Raw genomic sequence first — 19,915 nt, forward strand, 5'->3', positions numbered from 1 at the left:
TAGGTACATTTAAGAAAAATAAGTATCTTGAAGACGCTTTAGTGAATCAATCTGGAAGGTTGGTACAGAGACGCACCACCAAAGGACTTTATTAATAAAATACAATTTTAGCTATTACTATGATTCATTGTCCGAAATGCCATCAAGTCGATTCGATTAACAAAGCCGGTATGGTGCGGGGTAAACAGCGCTACTACTGCAAATCCTGCCAGCGTCATTTTTCCTTTGCCGATACGCCCAAACCTCGCTCAAAGCATCAGGTAACGATTGTGGATATGGCTCGTGAATTAGGTATTTCTAAATCGACGGTATCTAGGGCACTCCGAGACCAGAGCGATATTCATCCCAGTACCCGGAAGGCCGTGGTAGAGCTGGCCCAGCAATTGGATTATCAGCCTAACCTGTTAGCGTATGGTCTGGTGAAAAGCCGCACGAATACCGTCGGCATGATTGTTCCGGAATTTCATCACTACTTCTTTCCGGAAGTCATTATTGGCACGCAGGAAGTGTTACAGGCGGCGGGATATAATCTGATGATCTGTCAGTCGAATGAATCCTATCAGACGGAAGTAGCCAACGTGAAAGCATTGATGGCTAGTCGGGTCGATGGGTTGATTGTCTCCATGACGAGCGAAACCAACAACATTGACCATTTCAAAGCCCTCGAAAATAAAGGCACGCCCCTGATTTTCTTTAATCGCATTTGTCCGGAATTGGAAACCCATCGGGTTGTCGTAGATGATTACGAAGGAGCCTACCGGGCCGTCACCCATTTGCTGGAGCAAGGCTATCGACGCATTGCTCATATCGCGGGTCCGGGTAGTTTGTTGATTAGTCGGCTCCGGCAGAAAGGCTATACGGATGCTCTGGCCTCGTACGGTATTGAACTCGATCCCGAGCTGATTATTACCTATGACCTTACCGATGAAAAGGCTCGTATTTACGCTACGTATTTGCTGGACTTGCCTACCCCACCAGATGCCATTTTTGCGGTCAATGATCCGACGGCCATTCAGGTCATGCTGGTTGCCAAAGCCAAAGGCGTTCGAATTCCCGAAGAACTGGCCGTTGTGGGTTTTAGTAATGATCCCATTTCAGCAATCATTGAACCCGGCCTGACAACCGTCAGCCAACCCGTAGGTGAAATCGGTCGTACGGCAGCCCGCCTCTTTCTGGAAACCATTCGCCTGGGCGAGCAAACCGTCCCCCGGACAGAAACGTTGAAGACCGAATTGATCATTCGCGGTTCATCGGTAGTCAGGCCTGCGTAGTATCCAGCCGATTACTGAAAAGTCGAGCCTGCGATCCCTTTCCTTTCAGAAAAGAACCGCAGGCTCGACTTTTAGACTACACGTTAATTTGCTTTCCGCTATTGTTCAATCTTCGTTAACGCCGGAACGTTTTCTTCGTAGCCCGAATAGCCTTTGTTCTGATTGATTCGTCCCTGCGTATTGGAGCGAATGGCGTTACGGGGAATCGGCCAGAGCACGTGATACGGGCTCATGGTATAGCGATCGCCGTGGTTGGTTACGACGCCTTTGTTGTAAAACTCATTCTTCTCCATGATCCGGTCATAGAAGAAATTGTTCTCCGAAAAGTTCTCCAGATTGTACGTTTTCCCGTTGTAGGCCGCCTTTCCGGTTAGGGCAAAGAGGTAGGCGATCCGGGTTAGTTCTGTTTTTCGACCTTCTTCGTAGTACAGCTCCCGGGCCCGCTCGTCGAGAATGGTACCGATGTTAACGTCCGCCGGAGCCATCTCCTTGGCTCCCGCCCGCGTCCGCACGGCATTCAAATCCATTGCGGCACTAGCGAGATTCCCTTTCCAGTAATAGGCTTCCGCTCGCAGCAGATACGTTTCGGCCAGGCGGAATACGTACCAATCCGAGTTACCGCCACGAGCGGGTTTATTCTGCGGATCGGGTACGTATAGCTTATAATGCGGCCAGCCAAACCAACTCCGAATCGTGTCCGTACTCAGGCGTACGCCGGTGGCGTTGTAGAGTTGCAGGGGTTTTCCGTAATACGGATCGTTGTTTTTTTTCAGGTCTGGATGGTTGTACACCAGATCTTCCATCGTCATCCAGTTACCCTTCACGTGGCGTAAGTCCTTGGGGTCCGTCCAAATGTTTTGGGTACTGTAGCGAGTTCCCCGGCAACGACCCAGGCCGCGACCATAAATGGTCGACTGGTCGAGTTCAATGTCGGCGGCGTCACTGGTACCTTTGCGACCACTGGGCGTATTGATGGTGTTGTACCACTGCGGTACGGTTTGCCGCATAATCTGCATGCCGCCTTCGAAATTTCCATCCATATTGATGCGGTCGATCACCAGCATCAGGGCTTCGCGGTTTTCGGCCAGTGATTTATTTTCCGGACGGTGCAAATCCCAGATCACGTTGCGGGAGGCGTTATTCCGGTCCACGCCAAAACGGTTTTTCATCAACGTGTACACGCCCCCGTCAATCACGTTACTAGCCGACTTGATGGCGTCGTCGAATTTGCCGAGAGCCAGATTTATTTTCGTCAGCAAATGACTGACCGCCCCTTTCGTTACTTCGCCCTTATCCACATTATCGGGTACCCACTGCTCGGCAAACTCCAGGTCTTCTTTCATTTGCTGTAAGATGACCTCGCGTTTGGTCGAATAGAAATCCAGCTTGGGTTCGGTGATTTCTTTTAGGATTAACGGAACATCCCCAAATTGCTGGGTCAGTTTGTAGTACCGGTAGGCCCGGTGGAAATAAGCCTTCCCGAGTACGGCGTTGCGTTCCGCTTCCGAGGCATACTTGGCATCGTCAATTCGCGAAATCACTACGTTGGCGTACTTGACACCTTTAAATCCTTCATACCAGTACCAGCCAATCTTATTGTAGTCCGTCGAATTAAGGTTCGCGTCGGGCGTAATCATCAAATTCAGGTCCTGAGCCGGACCTGACTTATCGGTCGTTCCTTCGATGGCTACTTCCGAAAATATGGTTTCTGTAATGATCGGGGCTCCGTCGCCGTACCATTCATACCGCATGTTGCGAAGACAAGCCACCAGGGCTCCTTCCATGCCATTAGCATCGATGAACGTGTTTTCAGGAGCGTAAAAAGAGAGCGGTTTGGGAGTCAGCCAGTCTTTGGCACATCCACTACCCAGGGCTAGTAAAGCCGCCAGCAGTACGCCATTGGTATATTTTTTCATACGTGTTTCGTCTAGAGGCTTTTACAGAGTCAGATTTAATCCCAGCGTATAGGTTCGTGGGGTAGGTCCGGTGATGGCGTTGTTATCCGAATCCCGTAAGCCGTTTTCCGGATCCCAGTAGTTCCACTGGGGAGCGTAGAATCCTACGTTTCGAACCGAGAAATAAGCCCGTACCCGTTGCATATTCACTTTCTGAATCAGTGCTTTCGGGAGGTTGTAGGACATGGAAATATTGTCCAGTCGAACGAATGACTTCTTGCGGTAGACGCTGAAGTTGGCACTTCCATTGCTGGAGGCCAGCCGGGCGTAGTCGTTGGTAGGGTTCTCCGCGGTCCAATACGGAAACACGTACGAAGACGTTCGATCGGCTAAGCCCTGATTTTTGGCGATATTAAACGAACTCACGTGTCCCCAGTACGAGTACATCATAAAAGAGATGTCGAAGTTTTTGAACAGCGTAAATTCATTACGTAAGGTCCAGCGGAATCGCGGTGCCGTGTACCCCAGGAACTGACGGTCGGCATCCGTGTATTTATAATCGCCGTTGACATCCTGTACTTTGAAATCACCGGGTCGTACGCCGTACTTGGCTGCCTCCTCGGCTTCGGAGGTTTGCCAGACGCCAACCACTTTCTGATCCCAGACGCGGTCCAGCGCTTGGCCAATAAACCAGCGGTTCGAAATATCATCGGCCTCCCGCTGCCCGGTTACGTTGCCGTTCGCGTCCGTTACGTTGATCTTATCGCCGTAGAGATGCACCACTTTGTTACGGTTAAGCGAGAAGTTGACACTAGCCCGCCAGGAAAAATTCTGCTGCTGAAGAATCCGACCGTTCAGGTTAACTTCCATCCCTTTGTTCTGTACTTCACCCAGGTTATCCCAGACGTAACTAAAACCCAGAATATCGGGCAGCGTCCGTTGCACCAGCAAATCCTGAGTAGACATGCGGTACATTTCCAGCGAACCATCCAGCTTGCCGTTGAAGAGCGAGAAATCCAGACCAAAGTTATAGGCTGTGGTTTTTTCCCATTTCAGGTTTTTGTTGTTCATCCGGTTCACGTAGAGCTGGGATACCTGATACACCGTTCCGTCGTTGCGAACCATGAGGTATTTCCCCGTCGTCAGATCAGAAAGGGCGACGTACCGACCAATATCCCGGTTCCCGTTGATGCCCCAGGACAGTCGCAGCTTCCCGTAATTGAGCCAGGAGCTTTTGGCGAAATTTTCATCGCTGAATACCCAGCCCCCCGCAATCGAAGGAAACCAGGCCCGTGGATTGGCCTGCCCGAACGCCGAATAGCCATCCCGGCGTACGGATAAGGTCAGCAGGTATTTTTGCTTGAGTGAATAGAACAGTCGTCCCATCAGGGCATCGGCGGTACTGTACTCATCATTACTACTCACGATGGGATTGATACCAGCCTCGACGCGGTGATAGCCCAGGTTATCGCTGGGTTCAAAACCGTTATTGCGGATGCTGTTGTTCCAGCTCTGAAATTTCTCCGCGTTGATCAGCATCGTCACATCGAAGTTGTGGATGTCGGCAACCGTTTTGTTCCACTTGAATAAGTTATCAACCTGCCAGTTGTACACCATGTTCTGCTCCCGCGAAGCCCGTCCGCCCACGTTGGCCCATTCGGGGTGTTTGGACGATTCGTGGTTGAAGTTCCGGTACCACTCAAACCGGGGCGTGAAATTGACCTGATACGTAATTCCCAGCGGCAAGGTCACCTTAGCAAATAGCGTAGAGATCAGCGTATTGTATTTGCGAAGCCGATCGGTGTATTTCATGGACAGAAAGGGGTGGCGACTACCGCCGCCGGGATCGTCCTGGGGACTCCAGCGGTAATTGCCCTGAGCATCGTATTCGGAACCGTAGGGCGAGGCTTTGGTAATCTGCGTCCAGTCGGCGGCTACCTGACTTTCATCCCGGTCGGAGAACTGGGCGTTGATCCCAGCAGAAAGGAAGGAAGCGATTTTACCCTCTAAATTGAACCGGGAACGAATGGTCGAAAACTTATCGCCAGTGATGATCCCTTCGTTGTTGAGATACCCCAACGAATAGTAGTACGAAATGTCGTTTTTCTTTCCGGAAATGCTGACGTTGTAATCCTGCCGACGGGCCGCCTGGAACACTTTATCGTACCAGTTGACCGACCGTCCGGCCTTGTAGTTTTCAATCTCAATCGGTTGAAATTTCAGGCGGTTCAGCCAGACGTCCGTTGGGTTACCCGTTGACCCGTCGTAACCCAGCCATTGCTGTAAAGGCACGTCCGAAGGCAAGTTATCCGGATTGGAAAACTGGTACGGCTTGGCAGTTACGTTCTGGCTTTTCAGCACATCTTCCCGCCAGCGTACGTAGCCTTCCGGCCCGTATACGGGCTGATTGCGAGCGACCGTACTGATACCCACATTTCCGTCTACACTGATGGTTGGTTTTTCACTTTTGCCCCGTTTGGTCGTTATCAGAATAACGCCGCTGGCCGCTTTTGCTCCGAATACGGCGGCCGAACTGGCATCTTTCAGGACATCCAGCGTTTCAATATCATTGGGGTTGATGTCTGACAAAGCCCCATAGTAAATGACGCCATCGACGACTAACAAGGGCGAAGAACTGGCATTGAGCGAAGTCCGACCGCGTACCTGTAAATCACCCCCACCCTTCGCCGAAGCATCGTACCCTACGTTCAAACCGGCCGCATTTCCCCGGAGCATGTCCTGTACGGTATTCGGATTTTCGTTTTCAATCTGGGCTGCTTTGATCTGGGATACGGCCCCGGTCAAATCCCGCTTTTGCTGGGTTCCGTAACCGATGACCACTACTTCCGTAAGGGCCTGCGTCGTTTCCTTGATCGTAAAATCGACAACGGACCGGCTACCGACTTCCACTTCTCCCCCCTGGTATCCGATGGATGAAAACACCAGAATGGCCCCCGATTCGGGTACGGAAAGTTTATACTTCCCTTTGCTATCGGTCGTCGTACCCCGGTTCCGATCTTTGATCTGAACGTTTACGCCGGGAATGGCCTGCCCTTTCTCATCAACGACGGTACCGCTGATGATCCGATCTTTCGGGGCTACGTCGACCAGCTCTTCCGTAGTGTTGACCCGCCGGAGAATAACCTGATGATCGATCAGTTCGTAGGTGAGGTTATTCGGACGCAGCAATCGTTCGAGTACCGTTAGCAGAACTTCTTCGTTGGCATTCAAAGAAATAAGTCGATTGGCCTGAATGAGCTGGGGACTGTACATGAACCGTATACCGGCCGTCTGTTCAATCTTTTCGAGTGCTTTTTCCATGTTAAGATTGGAAACATGCACGGTAATCTTTTGATTAAGTACTTCCTGGGCACGGCCGTCTTTCGCCAGTGAAAGCGTAGCAAAGACAGTGGCCAGAATGAATTGTGGTAGAGCGATTCGCATGATTTTCAGCAGAATCCGACAGGAATGTCTACGTTTTACCATAAATTTGAACGGGTTTGTTGGTTCTCCAGAATTAGCAAATACAATCCCTTCCATCCGTTCCAGCGGATGTTCCGGTCGACCGAAAAATGAAGGGAAAAGACCATCGGCGAATGTTCCAGCATTCGCCGATTTTTTGGTCAGGCAAGCAGCACTACTTCATAGATTAAGCAAGAGGTTTAGCGTATATAGGTTTAGAGATTAAGCAGAAAGGTTTCTTCAACGACAGCCCTGCCCTTTCACGGTAATCAGACTATCGGTTAGGGTATAACTAGCTTCTACTGTACGGCAGATTAAATTCATTTTTTCTGAAAGCGGCTCATCCCCGAGCAAAGCCGTCAGTTGGCAGTTACCCAGTGTTTCTTTATCATAGCGAATGGTGACGCCGTAGGCCTTTTCCAAGGTGGCAAATACCTGCGATAAGGGCGTTCGCTTGAAATCAAAATTCAGTTTCTGAATGGGCAAGGGTAAATACTCGGGCGTTTGAACATTCGTAAACTTCAACTGATCGGATTGATACGTCAATTGCTGATTGGGTGTCAGTACTAGGCCAGTTAGCTCCGTACTCGCCTGGGCGGCTTCCTTCTCTTTATCTGGGAACAAGGCTACGCGGCCTGTTTTCACAATTATTGTTACATTCCGGTTCCGAGCAATGATGTTGAAACTCGTACCGAGCACCTTGGCTACCAGTCCCTGAGCGTATACAAAAAAGGGTTGCTTCGGGTTTTTAGCGACTTCAAAAAAGGCCTCTCCTTCCAGTATGACTTCCCGCCGGGCCGGATCAAACGATTTGGGTACCCGAATCCGGCTCTGGGATTGTAGAAGTACGGTACTCCCATCGTCGAGCGAAAGCAATAAGGGCCGTGATCCGGTGTTTTCCTTTTCCCAGAAGGGAACCTCCTCGAACCGTTGACTGACCAGCGATGCCGTTTCTTCTCGTCCAGATTGATAAAACAGCCAGCCTGCTACCCCTAAACCCAGCACCAGTACCGCCGCTACCCTGGAGACTATACGCGGCCAGTTGATCAAGCGACGCGGCGTACGCTGTCGAGCGGTTTCGACTAATCGATTCATTTCTTCGTCCACCTCTTCTTCCGCCACGTCTTCATACGCTTCGTGCAACGAAAGAATCCAGTTACGGGCTTGCGTCATGGCCGCCTGCTGCTGGGGGTGCGTGGCATAATACGTTTCCCAGAAGGCTTGCTCTTCCGGCTGGGCCTTCTTCAGTATCCACTGCTGAAAGGAATAATCCTGGGCAAATGCGTTTGCTCCGTATGAAGAATAATCCATAGTTGAGGCGTTACTGTATGAAACAGTACCTTCTCCCCTAGTTCTACTGATGTTTTTGTAAAAATTTTATAAAAAATAGTGAAATGCCCGCAAAGTCTTCACGGATGGCCCATTGGTCCTCGGTAAAACCCGGTTTGTTAGGAAGAAGAACTCATAGTTGGCAGCTTTCAATTCGCCGACAAAAGCTGGTACAAGGCCAGAAAGAAAAGATTAGACTCAGGTATCCAGGAAGTCTTTAGTTGTTTGAGTGCTGAATGCAGCAGATTATAAACCGACTGCGGATTGATTTTCATAACTTCCGTGATTTCCTCTGCACTTAAGCCTTCGTAAAAGCGTAGAAAAATAATTTCCTGCTGACGCGGCGATAATTGAGCCAATGCTGCTTTAAGTCGATCCTGATTTTCCTGGGAAACCTCCCACTGAATCGTCTGACTTTCGGGCGTCAGCCAGTCGGGTACATCCTGGCTTTCCACGGATTCAGCCTCCAGGAGCCATTTATCCTGCCGAAGTTTTCGCAGTAAATTATTACGAAGGGCTTTTAGTAGATAAATCGTTACGAAAGGTGATTCGCGGAGGCCTTCCCGTCGGCTCCATAATTCTAAGAATAAATCCTGAATCCCATCTTTAATGAATTCCCGATCTTTTGTAAACTGAAGGCCATAGTTAAAAAGTAGCCTGAAGTGCGAACGAGCCAACACGCCTAAGGCCTCGGCATCCCCGGTTTTAAAGCGTAGCCAAAGCTCGTTCTGCTCCTGTTCAGATAAGTCCACTTTCTTTTTCATTGGTAGAGCCGGGTAATAATAGCCGATGGGTAGCTAATGCAGCTGCTAAAAAGACATTAAATATAATTATTTCACCTATGAATTGTACGGAACATTTTGACTTTTCACAAAAAACCGCCTTCCCGAACGTACGAAAAGGCGGTTTTTCTAGTACTTACTCAATCACTCTTAGGCTTCAATCGCTTCCACTTTCAGTCGTTCGATGAATGCCCGAAGTGCTTCGACATTTTTAATACCGGGCTGCGTCTCGAATTTGCTATTGACATCAACGGCGTGAATCCGGAGGTTACTACGTTCTTTCAGTTCCAGAATCGTTTCGGCATCTTCCAGGCCAATACCGCCCGACAGGAAAAAAGGCTTTTCGTTATCGTATCGCTCTAGCAAACGCCAGTCGAAGGAAAGACCGGTGCCACCGTAAGCCGCCGCTTTCGTATCAAACAAAAAGTAATCACAAACGGGTTTATAATTATTCAGTTGTGTAAAATTGAATGTCTCATCTACCCGAAAAGCTTTAATAATGTTAATCCCTTTAAATTGAAGACTCCGGCAAAAATCCGGTGTTTCCTCACCGTGTAACTGCACAAAATCCAATCCGTATTTTTTCACCGTACGCAGAATCTGATCGATACTGGCGTTGACAAATACACCCACTTTTCGACTGGACTTCGGCAGATCTTTGACCACCTCGGCGTCAAGCGTCTCCCCCATAAAACGGGGCGACTTTTCGTAAAAAATGAACCCTACGTAATCCGGTTGTAACTCGAGTACGTCCCGAAGGTTTTCCTCATCTTTCATTCCGCATACTTTAATTCGCATAGGTGTCTCGGATTTATAGGTTCAACAAAGGGGAAAAACTGTAAGTACGCTATAAGGTTACGTATTGCAAGCCTCCCACCAAGTCAGCGAGAGCATTTCCGGGAACGGGCGTTTTCATGAAGTTTTCTCCAATCAAGAAGCCCCGGTATCCGGCTGCGTATAACTGATGAATCGTCTCCACACTGCTCAGGCCACTTTCTGACACTTTAACAAACTCATTGGGGATTTGTTCAACCAGTTGCAGCGAGGTATCGACTGAAACCTGAAACGTTTTCAGATCCCGGTTATTAACGCCTACCAGATTCAGATACGGATTCAGGCTGCGTTCGAGTTCTTCTTGATCATGTACTTCCAGTAGTACTTCCAGATTCAGGGATTGAGCAAACTGCCCTAAGTGCTTGATTTCTTCGGGACTAAGGCAGGCGGCAATCAACAGAATAACGTCGGCACCCCAGGCTTTGGCTTCCAGAATCTGGTACTCATCCACGATGAAATCCTTGCGTAAGATCGGTGTTTGGGGGTTTGATTTACGGGCCAGCTTTAAATCGTCGGCATCTCCGCCGAAAAACTCTTCGTCCGTCAATACCGATAATCCCGCGGCTCCGGCCTGAGCGTAGGCCAGGGTCACTTCTTCTACCTGTACCCGATCGTTGATCGTACCTTTCGAGGGTGACTTACGCTTAAACTCGGCGATGATTCCCGTGGAGTTTTCTTTCCGTAACTGACCGCTCAGCGAATTTCCGGTACGGCTAAAAGCGGGAAACAACTCCAGTTCGCGGGCTGCAATGTTGGCTTTGGCCTGGGAAATTTCTTTTCTTTTGTGCAGAACGATCTTTTCAAGAATATTCATAGGGGTAGATGCGGTACTGACTGGTTATCCGTGAAAAATAGCTTCGTTTACTTCTTCATCAAATTCCAGGAATTCTTCCCAGAACGAATTTTGGGGTACGGCCGCTTTGCAGATAATCGGTTCATTCTTGATGGGATGAATAAAGTACAGGCGGCGAGCGTGCAGGTTAATACTGGCATCGGGGTTCGGCCGGGGGTACCCGTATTTCAGGTCCCCGCGAATGGGGCAACCCATGGAAGCCAACTGTACGCGAATCTGATGCGGACGACCCGTTACCGGATTTACTTCCAGTAAAAAGTGGTGGTTCATTTCGCCAATTAGCTTGTAGGTCAACTCCGCTTTCTGAGAACCGGGTCGTTCGTAATCGTAGGCCGTTACTACGTTTCGGGCTTCGTCTTTCACGAGCCAGTGCGTAAGTTTACCGCTTTTCTGCTCGGGGCGTTTGCCCACTACTGCCCAGTAGGTTTTCTGAATGTCCCGACGACGGAAGAGTTCGTTCATCCGCTCGAGTCCTTTCGAGGTACGGGCAAACACGACCAGACCACTCACTGGGCGGTCCAGACGGTGTACCGTACCCAGAAATACGGCTCCGGGTTTATTGTATTTTACGCTGATGTAGTCTTTAACGTAATCGGAAAGAGTCTTGTCACCCGTTTGATCCCCCTGCACCAACACGCCGGCGGCTTTGTTGACGATAATCAGGTGGTTGTCTTCGTAGACGACATTAAATGGTTTTGCCATGGAGTGTACTTGGGAAAAGAACAAAGTTACACATTCTCAGGTAGAAATGATACGATATGCGACGAATGGCCGAAGCGGTTTTCGCGGAGCGGGAATTAAAATTCGGCAATCCGCATGCCTCCACCGGCATTCGTCTTAACTTGGTAGTATGAATCAACTCGATTTTCAGGAAGAAGTCACCCAGTTCGCCGACGTCATTCTGCCGATTCCCGTCCCCCGCTTATTTACGTACCGCGTTCCCCGCGAATTTGCCGGACAAATTCAGATTGGTGCCCGCGTCATTGTTCAGTTTGGTAAAACGAAAATTGTTACCGCCCTGGTTGCCCGGGTGCACACGCAGCCGCCCAAACAATATCAGGCCAAATATATTCTGGAAGTACTCGACGAAACGCCGCTGGTCACCCGCTGGCAACTAGAATTGTTCAGCTGGATTTCAGAGTACTACATGTGCCACATTGGCGAAGTGATGAACGTAGCTTTGCCTTCGGGATTGAAAATTTCCAGCCAGTCGAAAGTACAGTACAACCCGGATTTCGAACACCCCGATTTGCTGACGGCCCGGGAGAAGGAAATTGTGGAGGAAATCAAGGCCAAGCAATCGCTGACCTACGACGAACTCGCTCGCTTTGCCGATGTTAAAAACGTGTATCACCTCATCAAGTCACTGATTGGTAAACGGGCCATTATTGTCTTTGAAGAAGTACGCGAAAAATATTCGCCCAAGGTCGTTCGTAAAATTCGGCTGACGTCGTTCTACGCCGATCCAGAAAACCTGAAGGCTCTCATTGGGCAACTCGAAAAGTCACCCAAGCAACTGGATATTCTCCTGGAATACCTCCGCTACGTACCGGCCTTACGCGATCCGGAAAAGAATACGGAAGGTACCCCCAAATCCACGTTTTCCCGGAATGACGAGCTTTCGGATTCTTCCCTGGAAACCTTACTCAAGAAGGGCATTTTTGAAAGTTTTGATGTGGTCGTCAGTCGCTTTGCGGAGGATACCGGTACCATCGCTACGATGCCTACGCTGTCCGAGCCGCAGCAACGAGCCGTACAGGAAGTAACGCAGGCTTTTCAGGAAAAAGATACGGTATTGCTGCACGGCGTTACGGGAGCGGGAAAAACGGAAGTATACATTCACCTGATTGAACAGGCTCTGGAGAGTGGTTCTCAGGTGCTATATCTGTTGCCCGAAATTGCGTTGACCACGCAGATTGTCATTCGACTGAAGAAAATTTTTGGGGAACGGGTGGGCATTTACCACTCCAAATTTTCGGATAATGAACGCGTGGAAGTTTGGAAAGGTGTACTGTCCGGGCGTTTTCAGTTTGTCATTGGTGTTCGTTCGGCCATTTTCCTTCCCTTCGACAGTCTGGGTCTGATCATTGTGGACGAAGAACACGAAGCCAGCTACAAACAGTACGATCCCGCTCCCCGCTACCACGCCCGCGATTCGGCCCTGGTTATTGCCCGGATGCAGGGAGCTAAAGTACTACTGGGCTCGGCCACGCCTTCCATCGAAAGCTTTTACCACGCGCAGCAGGGTCGGTATGGACTGGTACAATTGAAGGAACGGTTTGGGAATGCGGCTCTGCCCGCGATTGAACTCATTGACATCAGACAGGCCCGAAAAAACCGGGAAATGAAAGGTGATTTTTCGGGTGAACTACTACGTCAACTGGAACAAAACCTGGAGAAAAAAGAGCAGACCATTCTGTTTCAGAACCGACGCGGCTATTCGCCTTACCTGACCTGCGACGATTGTAGCTGGATTTCTAAATGCGATAACTGCGATGTAAGCCTGACCTACCACCAACGCGACGGCGAACTTCGCTGCCATTACTGCGGCCATAAAGAACACTTGCCCCGTACCTGCCCGGCTTGCGGCAGTACGAAAATCCGTACGCAGGGCTTTGGTACCGAAAAGCTGGAAGAAGATTTACAGTTGCATTTTCCTGCCGCCCGCATTCAACGCATGGATTTAGATACGACGCGTTCGAAAACGGCTTTTCAGCAAATGATCACCGATTTTGAACAGGGTGAAACGGATATGCTGGTGGGTACGCAAATGGTTTCGAAAGGTCTGGATTTCGATAAGGTTAGTCTGGTCGCCATTTTCGATGCGGACCGAATGATCAATTTTCCCGATTTTCGCTCTACCGAACGGTCCTTTCAGTTGCTTACCCAAGTATCCGGACGAGCGGGACGACGTAAAGAACGAGCCGGGCGCGTACTGATCCAAACCAACAATACCCAGCATCCCATTCTGGCCAAGATCATTCATAATGATTACGAAGGTTTCTACGCCGAAGAAATCGAGGAACGGCAGGCTTACGGCTATCCACCCTTTACCCGCATTATTCGGCTGACCACTCGTCATCTGGAACAGCAAACGGCTCAGGCCGCAGCTCAGAAACTGGCAACCTTGTTACTGCAAAAAGTAGGTACTGACCGGGTGAAAGGTCCGGAATCACCCTTGGTTGAGCGTATTCGGAATCAGTTTCTGTTTGACGTACTGTTAAAGTTCGAGCGAAATCTGAATTTGAAAGCCATTAAGGAATTTGTAAAAGAAACGATTGAGGAGGTCGTAACGACGAAGGAGTTTAAAGGGATTAGTATTGTCATTGATGTAGACCCCGTGTAACGCATATTACTGACAATCAGGATTATACTAAATCTTTCATTGACCGCTCTACCTATGTCAGCCTCACCTTTAGCACGGGTTCGTATCGAAAGCATTGATGTGGTCCGGGGCCTGATCATGATTCTCATGGCCCTGGATCATACGCGGGAATATTTGCACGTTAATGCTTTTTTTTCCAATCCACTGGATTTAAATCAGCCTTCTTACATTCTCTACTTTACCCGCTGGGTCACGCATTTCTGTGCTCCTAATTTCATCCTGCTAGCTGGGCTATCCGCCTACCTTTCCGGACAGAAGAAAACGCGGGCTCAGCAACGCTGGTTTTTATTGAGTCGCGGGCTCTGGTTAATTTTTCTGGAACTGACCGTTATTACCTTCGGACTTTGGTTCGATGTGAAGTTTTCGTTCCTCACGTTACAGGTTATCTGGGCTACGGGCATGGGGTTTATCCTTTTGAGTGCACTTCTGGGCTTGCCGCTCTGGGCAATAGCGGGCCTGGGGATAGGCATTGTTGCGGGGCATAATGCACTCGACGGCTTAACTTTCCCCAAAGGTTCTACGGCAGAAACCGTTCTTTTTCTGCTGCACCAACCCGGTCCCATTCCCCTATCGCCGGAACGACTCCTCCTGAATTTGTATCCATTTCTAGCCTGGGTCGGCATTATGCTTTGCGGGTACGCGTTGGGGAGCTGGTATCGAAGGGACGCCTCGTCGGTGCAGCGACAAAAGAAGCTACTATATCTGGGCTCAGGGTTAGTTTTGACCTTTATCCTACTACGGTTGGTGAATACGTATGGCGATCCCGCTCCCTGGCAACCGCAGACCTCGCCGGGTGTCACCTTGCTTTCTTTTCTCAACACCACTAAGTACCCGCCTTCGCTGCTGTACGCACTCATGACGACGGGGCCGGCTTTGTTGTTACTGGCTTTTCTGGAACGTAAACCACGCTGGAGCTGGATGAGCATTTACGGCAAAGTGCCGCTTTTTTATTACCTCATCCACTTTTATATTCTTCATTCGCTGGCCATTCTGGTGCATCTGTACCAGGGAATACCCTGGGCGAAGATTAACTTTCAGAATGGCACCGCAGGTATTGAACCGAATATTGGACTTTCATTAGCAGGTGTCTACCTGGTTTGGCTGGGCGTGGTTGCTTTTTTCTATCCACTCTGTAAGCGTTACGCCGCCTTTAAGCAACGGCAAACGCATGCAATCTGGCGTTATTTGTAATAGTAGTCCCCCTTTGATCACCTTATCCCTACTGGGGAAAAGCGTACTTTGGAACGACCTTTTTACTGATGAGGGCTCAACCAACCACGAAAAAATCATGAGCCGTCATTCAGCGAATACTAAAGACCCTAATGTAGAATCAGTCCCAACGGCTGAGCTGCCCGAAGGAACGCCCGAATTAACGGAAGTAGAGCGTACGGGTGAAATGCCGATTGTGGATACCGTTGCCGATGGAGAAGGCGATGCCACCCATGAAACCAAAGCATCTACCCTGGAAAAACAGAAAGTAGATGAGATTTTGGATGAAGAGGAAGCCCGCGAACGGGAAAAACATACTAAGAAAAAATAGTTGTTGGTGGTTTGTACAAGTAATTCTTAAGCTGTCAACTAAAAACCAACAACTAAAAAACCCCGACTGGTCAGACCAATCGGGGTTTTTCATTTATCGATTATTCAGCTTACGCCAGTTCTTTCCGCTTGCGGGAAGACGTCTTGGTTTCGGTGAATTTTTCGCCTTCTTCGGGATTCGTTACTAACAGATCCTGGTAGCGACGTACCCCCGTACCGGCCGGAATGAGGTGACCTACGATCACGTTCTCTTTCAGACCTTCGAGTCGGTCGGCCTTCGCCCGTACGGCAGCTTCGGAAAGTACTTTCGTCGTTTCCTGGAACGACGCCGCAGAGATGAAGGATTCCGTACCTAAAGACGCCTGCGTGATACCCATCAACGTCGGACGGGATACGGCTGGCATGGCATCGCGAACGAGTACCAGTGCTTTATCCTGACGTTTCAGTGAGGAGTTTTCATCGCGTAGCTGACGAGCGGTAATGATCTGACCTACTTTTACGTTAGCCGAATCACCCGCGTCGATAACCACTTTACGATCTAGGATCGCATCGTTTTCGCTACGGAACGTCCACTTATCTACACCTTGGTTTTCCAGGAAGTTGGTGTCGCCTGAATCGATAATCTCCACTTTCTGCATCATCTGACGAACGATACATTCGATGTGTTTATCGTTGATTTTTACCCCTTGCAGACGGTAAACTTCCTGAATTTCATTCACCAGATACTCCTGAACGGCGGTCGGTCCTTTGATGGACAGAATGTCGGCCGGAGTGATGGCTCCATCGGAAAGCGGCAGACCCGCCTTGATGAAGTCATTGTTCTGAACGAGAATGTGTTTCGAGGTAGATACGAGGTATTTTTTCTCGGTTTCATCCTTACCACGAACGAAGATTTCACGGTTACCGCGTTTCACGGCTCCCAGCGTTACTACGCCGTCGATTTCAGAAACAACCGCCGGGTTCGACGGGTTACGAGCTTCGAACAATTCCGTTACCCGGGGCAGACCACCCGTAATGTCACGGGTTTTACCTACGGAACGAGGAATCTTGGCCAGGATGTGACCTGGTTTGATTTCTGCTCCAACCTCTGCCGCCAGACGAGCACCTACGGGCATATTATACCCACGTGAGCCATCTTCGGAATCATTTTTCACCCAAACCGTCGGGTTTTTCGTACGGTCACGGCTTTCTACGATTACCTTCTCTTTAAAGCCCGTCGTTTCATCGAATTCTTCTTTGAACGTCAGACCATCTTCGATGGCTTCGTATTCTACCTTACCACTGATTTCGCTCAAGATGACGGCGTTATACGGATCCCAGGCACAAAGTTCTTGGCCTTTCGTTACTGTTTCGCCATCTTTCACGCTCAGGTACGCACCGTAAGGAACGTTGTTGGCGATCAATACCTGACCCGCATACGTCGTTCCGGGAGCTCCAATGATTTGAAGTTCGCCTGAACGGCCCATGACGACTAGCGTATCTTCACCCGTTGGACGTTGCGTTTCCAGCGTCCGTAATTCTTCGAATCGTACGATACCGTCGAACTTGGCCCGGATGCTGGCATCCAGAGCAATGTTTTGAGCAGTACCCCCTACGTGGAACGTACGAAGCGTCAGCTGCGTACCAGGTTCCCCGATGGATTGCGAAGCAATAACCCCAACGGCTTCACCAATGTTAACCAGACGGCCCGTTGCCAGGTTGCGTCCGTAACACTTAGCACAAACACCATTACGGGTTTCGCAAGTCAGTACCGAACGAATTTCCACACTTTCGATGCTCGTTTCGTCGATATGCTTGGCTTTATCTTCATCGATGATTTCACCCGCGTGAACAATCGTATTACCCGTTAAAGGATCAACGACATCATACGTAGTTACCCGACCGAGAATACGTTCCGACAGCGGTTCAACGACGTCATCATTTTCTTTCAATGCTGAAATCGTAATACCCCGCAGCGTCTGGCAATCCTCTTCGTTGATAACCACATCCTGAGCTACGTCATGGAGACGACGGGTCAAGTAACCAGCATCGGCCGTTTTCAAAGCCGTATCCGCCAGACCTTTCCGGGCACCGTGCGTAGAGATGAAGTACTCCAATACGTCCAGACCTTCTTTAAAGTTCGAACGGATCGGGTTTTCGATGATTTCCCCAACCGAACCTTGTAAGTTCTTCTGAGGTTTCGCCATCAGACCCCGCATACCACCCAACTGACGAATCTGCTCCCGAGAACCCCGGGCACCGGAGTGCATCATCATGTAGATGGAGTTAAATCCACCCTGATCGGTCTCGAGTTGCTTCATCAGCGTATCAGTGATTTTCGAGTTCACCCGCGTCCAGATATCAATGATCTGGTTGTAACGCTCGTTATCCGTGATCAGACCCATGTAGTAGTTGTCCCACACGCCCTGAACTTCACCTTCCGCACCAACGAGTAATTCGTCTTTTACTTCCGGAATTTTAATATCATTCAGACCGATCGACAGACCACCTTTGAATGCCATCCGGAAACCTAATTCCTTGATGTCATCCAGGAACTGAGCCGTACGGGCTACACCAGCAATTTTGAAGACGTGTGAAATGATTTGTTGCAGTTTTTTCTTCGTCAACAATTCATTCAGGTAACCTACTTCTTCAGGAACGGCCTGGTTAAAGAGTACACGACCCGCTACAGTTTCAATGATTTTGGTTTCGAACGTACCATCTTCATTACGAACCCGTACCTTACATTTGATATTGGCGTGTTTCGAGATACGTCCTTCGTTCACGGCGATGATTACTTCTTCCGCACCGTAGAACGTCATGCCTTCGCCAGCGATTGGATATTCGGGCGTATGCACACGGCCTTTGGTTACGTAGTACAGACCAAGAACCATGTCTTGAGAAGGTACCGTAATCGGAGCACCGTTAGCCGGGTTCAGAATGTTGTGCGAAGCCAGCATTAACAGAGAGGCTTCCAGAACGGCTTCATGTCCTAGGGGAACGTGAACGGCCATCTGGTCACCGTCAAAGTCAGCGTTGAATGCCGTACAAACCAGTGGGTGCAACTGAATCGCTTTACCTTCGATCAGCTTGGGCTGGAAAGCCTGGATACCCAGACGGTGCAGCGTTGGAGCCCGGTTCAGCAGTACAGGGTGACCTTTCAATACGTTTTCCAGAATGTCCCAAACGACGGGGTCTTTCCGGTCTACGATTTTCTTCGCTGATTTTACCGTTTTCACGATACCACGCTCGATGAGTTTGCGGATGATAAACGGCTTGAATAACTCAGCCGCCATATCTTTAGGAAGACCGCATTCGTGCAATTTCAGCTCAGGACCTACTACGATTACCGAACGACCGGAGTAGTCAACCCGCTTACCTAACAAGTTCTGACGGAAACGACCCTGCTTACCTTTCAGCATGTCTGAAAGTGATTTCAGCGCACGGTTACCTTCGGAACGAACGGCGTTTACTTTCCGTGAGTTATCGAAGAGCGAATCCACGGCTTCCTGCAACATCCGTTTTTCGTTCCGGAGAATTACTTCGGGAGCCTTGATTTCGATCAGACGTTTCAGACGGTTGTTACGAATGATTACCCGACGGTATAAGTCGTTCAAATCAGACGTAGCAAAACGACCTCCGTCCAGAGGGACGAGCGGACGCAGTTCGGGAGGAATTACCGGTACCATACGGATTACCATCCACTCGGGACGATTTTCGATACGGGTCTTTGCGTCACGAAGGGCTTCTACTACCTTCAGACGTTTCAGGGCTTCCTGTTTCCGTTGTTGTGACGTATCGTTAGCAGCGGAGTGACGCAGTTCGTATGAAAGCTCATCCAACTGGATACGTGACAGTAACATTTCCAGGGCTTCGGCACCCATTTTCGCGATAAACTTGTTCGCGTCGGTGTCGGGCAGCAACTGGTTTTCGCGGGGCAGCTTGTCAATGATGTCCAGGTATTCGTCTTCCGTTAAGAAGTCGAGCGTCTGAACGCCATCTTCAGCTTTAGCACCGGGTTGAACGACCACGTACCGTTCGTAGTAAATAATTTGGTCGAGCTTCTTGGAAGAGATACCGAGCAGGTAGCCAATTTTGTTAGGCAAGCTGCGGAAGTACCAGATGTGAGCAACGGGAACCACCAGTTCAATGTGACCCATCCGCTCGCGACGTACTTTCTTCTCGGTTACTTCCACTCCGCAACGGTCGCAGATGATGCCTTTGTAGCGAATCCGCTTGTATTTGCCACAGTGACACTCCCAGTCTTTTACGGGACCGAAGATCCGCTCACAGAACAAACCACCCATTTCGGGTTTGTAAGTCCGGTAGTTGATCGTTTCGGGCTGGGTCACTTCACCGAACGAATTCTCGAGAATTGATTCGGGAGACGCCAAACTAATAGTGATCTTCGAGAAGTCGCTATTTAGTTTTTTGTTTTTCTTTAATGACATTTTCAAATATGGTTTTGGAATGAAAATGATGCTGTATTAGGCTTTTCAAAGGAATCAATCAGCCTTTAACCATCGGGATCAGAAAGCGGTTTTACCAACTTTCAAATCGCTAGGGATATCCCTTATTCCAATGCT

12 protein-coding genes are annotated in these 19,915 nt (G+C 49.5%); 4 read left to right on the top strand and 8 right to left on the bottom strand.

Going from position 1 to position 19,915, the window contains the following annotated elements; translation table 11 throughout:
- Window positions 1-119: 119 nt before the first annotated feature.
- Window positions 120-1,271, top strand: a complete 1,152-nt coding sequence (locus C5O19_RS22900) for a LacI family DNA-binding transcriptional regulator (RefSeq protein ID WP_104715725.1) — start codon at window positions 120-122, stop codon at window positions 1,269-1,271.
- A 98-nt stretch (window positions 1,272-1,369) separates the two neighbouring features.
- Here C5O19_RS22900 and C5O19_RS22905 read toward each other — a convergent pair whose 3' ends face one another.
- The 7 genes from C5O19_RS22905 to C5O19_RS22935 form a co-directional block, all read right to left on the bottom strand.
- Window positions 1,370-3,187, bottom strand: a complete 1,818-nt coding sequence (locus C5O19_RS22905; protein ID WP_104715726.1) for a RagB/SusD family nutrient uptake outer membrane protein — start codon at window positions 3,185-3,187, stop codon at window positions 1,370-1,372.
- A 21-nt stretch (window positions 3,188-3,208) separates the two neighbouring features.
- Window positions 3,209-6,652 (bottom strand): TonB-dependent receptor, encoded by a 3,444-nt coding sequence (locus C5O19_RS22910; protein WP_243406486.1) that lies wholly within the window; start codon window positions 6,650-6,652, stop codon window positions 3,209-3,211.
- A 216-nt stretch (window positions 6,653-6,868) separates the two neighbouring features.
- Window positions 6,869-7,939 carry a FecR family protein gene (locus C5O19_RS22915; RefSeq protein WP_104715727.1) on the bottom strand — a complete coding sequence of 357 codons (1,071 nt, stop codon included), beginning with the start codon at window positions 7,937-7,939 and terminating at the stop codon, window positions 6,869-6,871.
- Between the two features lie 167 nt (window positions 7,940-8,106).
- Entirely contained in the window at window positions 8,107-8,721 is a 615-nt protein-coding gene (locus tag C5O19_RS22920; protein WP_104715728.1) for an RNA polymerase sigma factor, read from the bottom strand.
- 168 nt (window positions 8,722-8,889) lie between these two features.
- Window positions 8,890-9,537 carry a phosphoribosylanthranilate isomerase gene (locus tag C5O19_RS22925; protein ID WP_104715729.1) on the bottom strand — a complete coding sequence of 216 codons (648 nt, stop codon included), beginning with the start codon at window positions 9,535-9,537 and terminating at the stop codon, window positions 8,890-8,892.
- A 49-nt stretch (window positions 9,538-9,586) separates the two neighbouring features.
- Window positions 9,587-10,387 (bottom strand): indole-3-glycerol phosphate synthase TrpC, encoded by an 801-nt coding sequence (gene trpC, locus C5O19_RS22930; RefSeq protein WP_104715730.1) that lies wholly within the window; start codon window positions 10,385-10,387, stop codon window positions 9,587-9,589.
- 24 nt (window positions 10,388-10,411) lie between these two features.
- Entirely contained in the window at window positions 10,412-11,128 is a 717-nt protein-coding gene (locus C5O19_RS22935) for an RluA family pseudouridine synthase (protein WP_094815083.1), read from the bottom strand.
- Between the two features lie 148 nt (window positions 11,129-11,276).
- On the opposite strand from C5O19_RS22935, the gene priA reads away from it, so the two are divergent.
- From priA to C5O19_RS22950, 3 genes are all read left to right on the top strand, one after another.
- Complete coding sequence (gene priA / locus C5O19_RS22940; protein WP_104715731.1) at window positions 11,277-13,772, top strand: replication restart helicase PriA; 2,496 nt, start codon at window positions 11,277-11,279, stop codon at window positions 13,770-13,772.
- A gap of 54 nt (window positions 13,773-13,826) precedes the next feature.
- On the top strand, window positions 13,827-15,002 hold the full coding sequence (locus C5O19_RS22945; RefSeq protein WP_104715732.1) for a DUF1624 domain-containing protein: 1,176 nt from the start codon (window positions 13,827-13,829) through the stop codon (window positions 15,000-15,002).
- 97 nt (window positions 15,003-15,099) lie between these two features.
- Complete coding sequence (locus C5O19_RS22950) at window positions 15,100-15,351, top strand: hypothetical protein (RefSeq protein ID WP_094815089.1); 252 nt, start codon at window positions 15,100-15,102, stop codon at window positions 15,349-15,351.
- Window positions 15,352-15,460: 109 nt separating this feature from the next.
- Here the strand turns inward: C5O19_RS22950 and rpoC are convergent, their stop codons facing one another.
- Window positions 15,461-19,780 (bottom strand): DNA-directed RNA polymerase subunit beta', encoded by a 4,320-nt coding sequence (rpoC, locus tag C5O19_RS22955; RefSeq protein WP_104715734.1) that lies wholly within the window; start codon window positions 19,778-19,780, stop codon window positions 15,461-15,463.
- Window positions 19,781-19,915: the final 135 nt, after the last annotated feature.

It is taken from the genome of Siphonobacter curvatus (assembly GCF_002943425.1).
Taxonomy (GTDB): Bacteria; Bacteroidota; Bacteroidia; order Cytophagales; family Spirosomataceae; genus Siphonobacter; species Siphonobacter curvatus.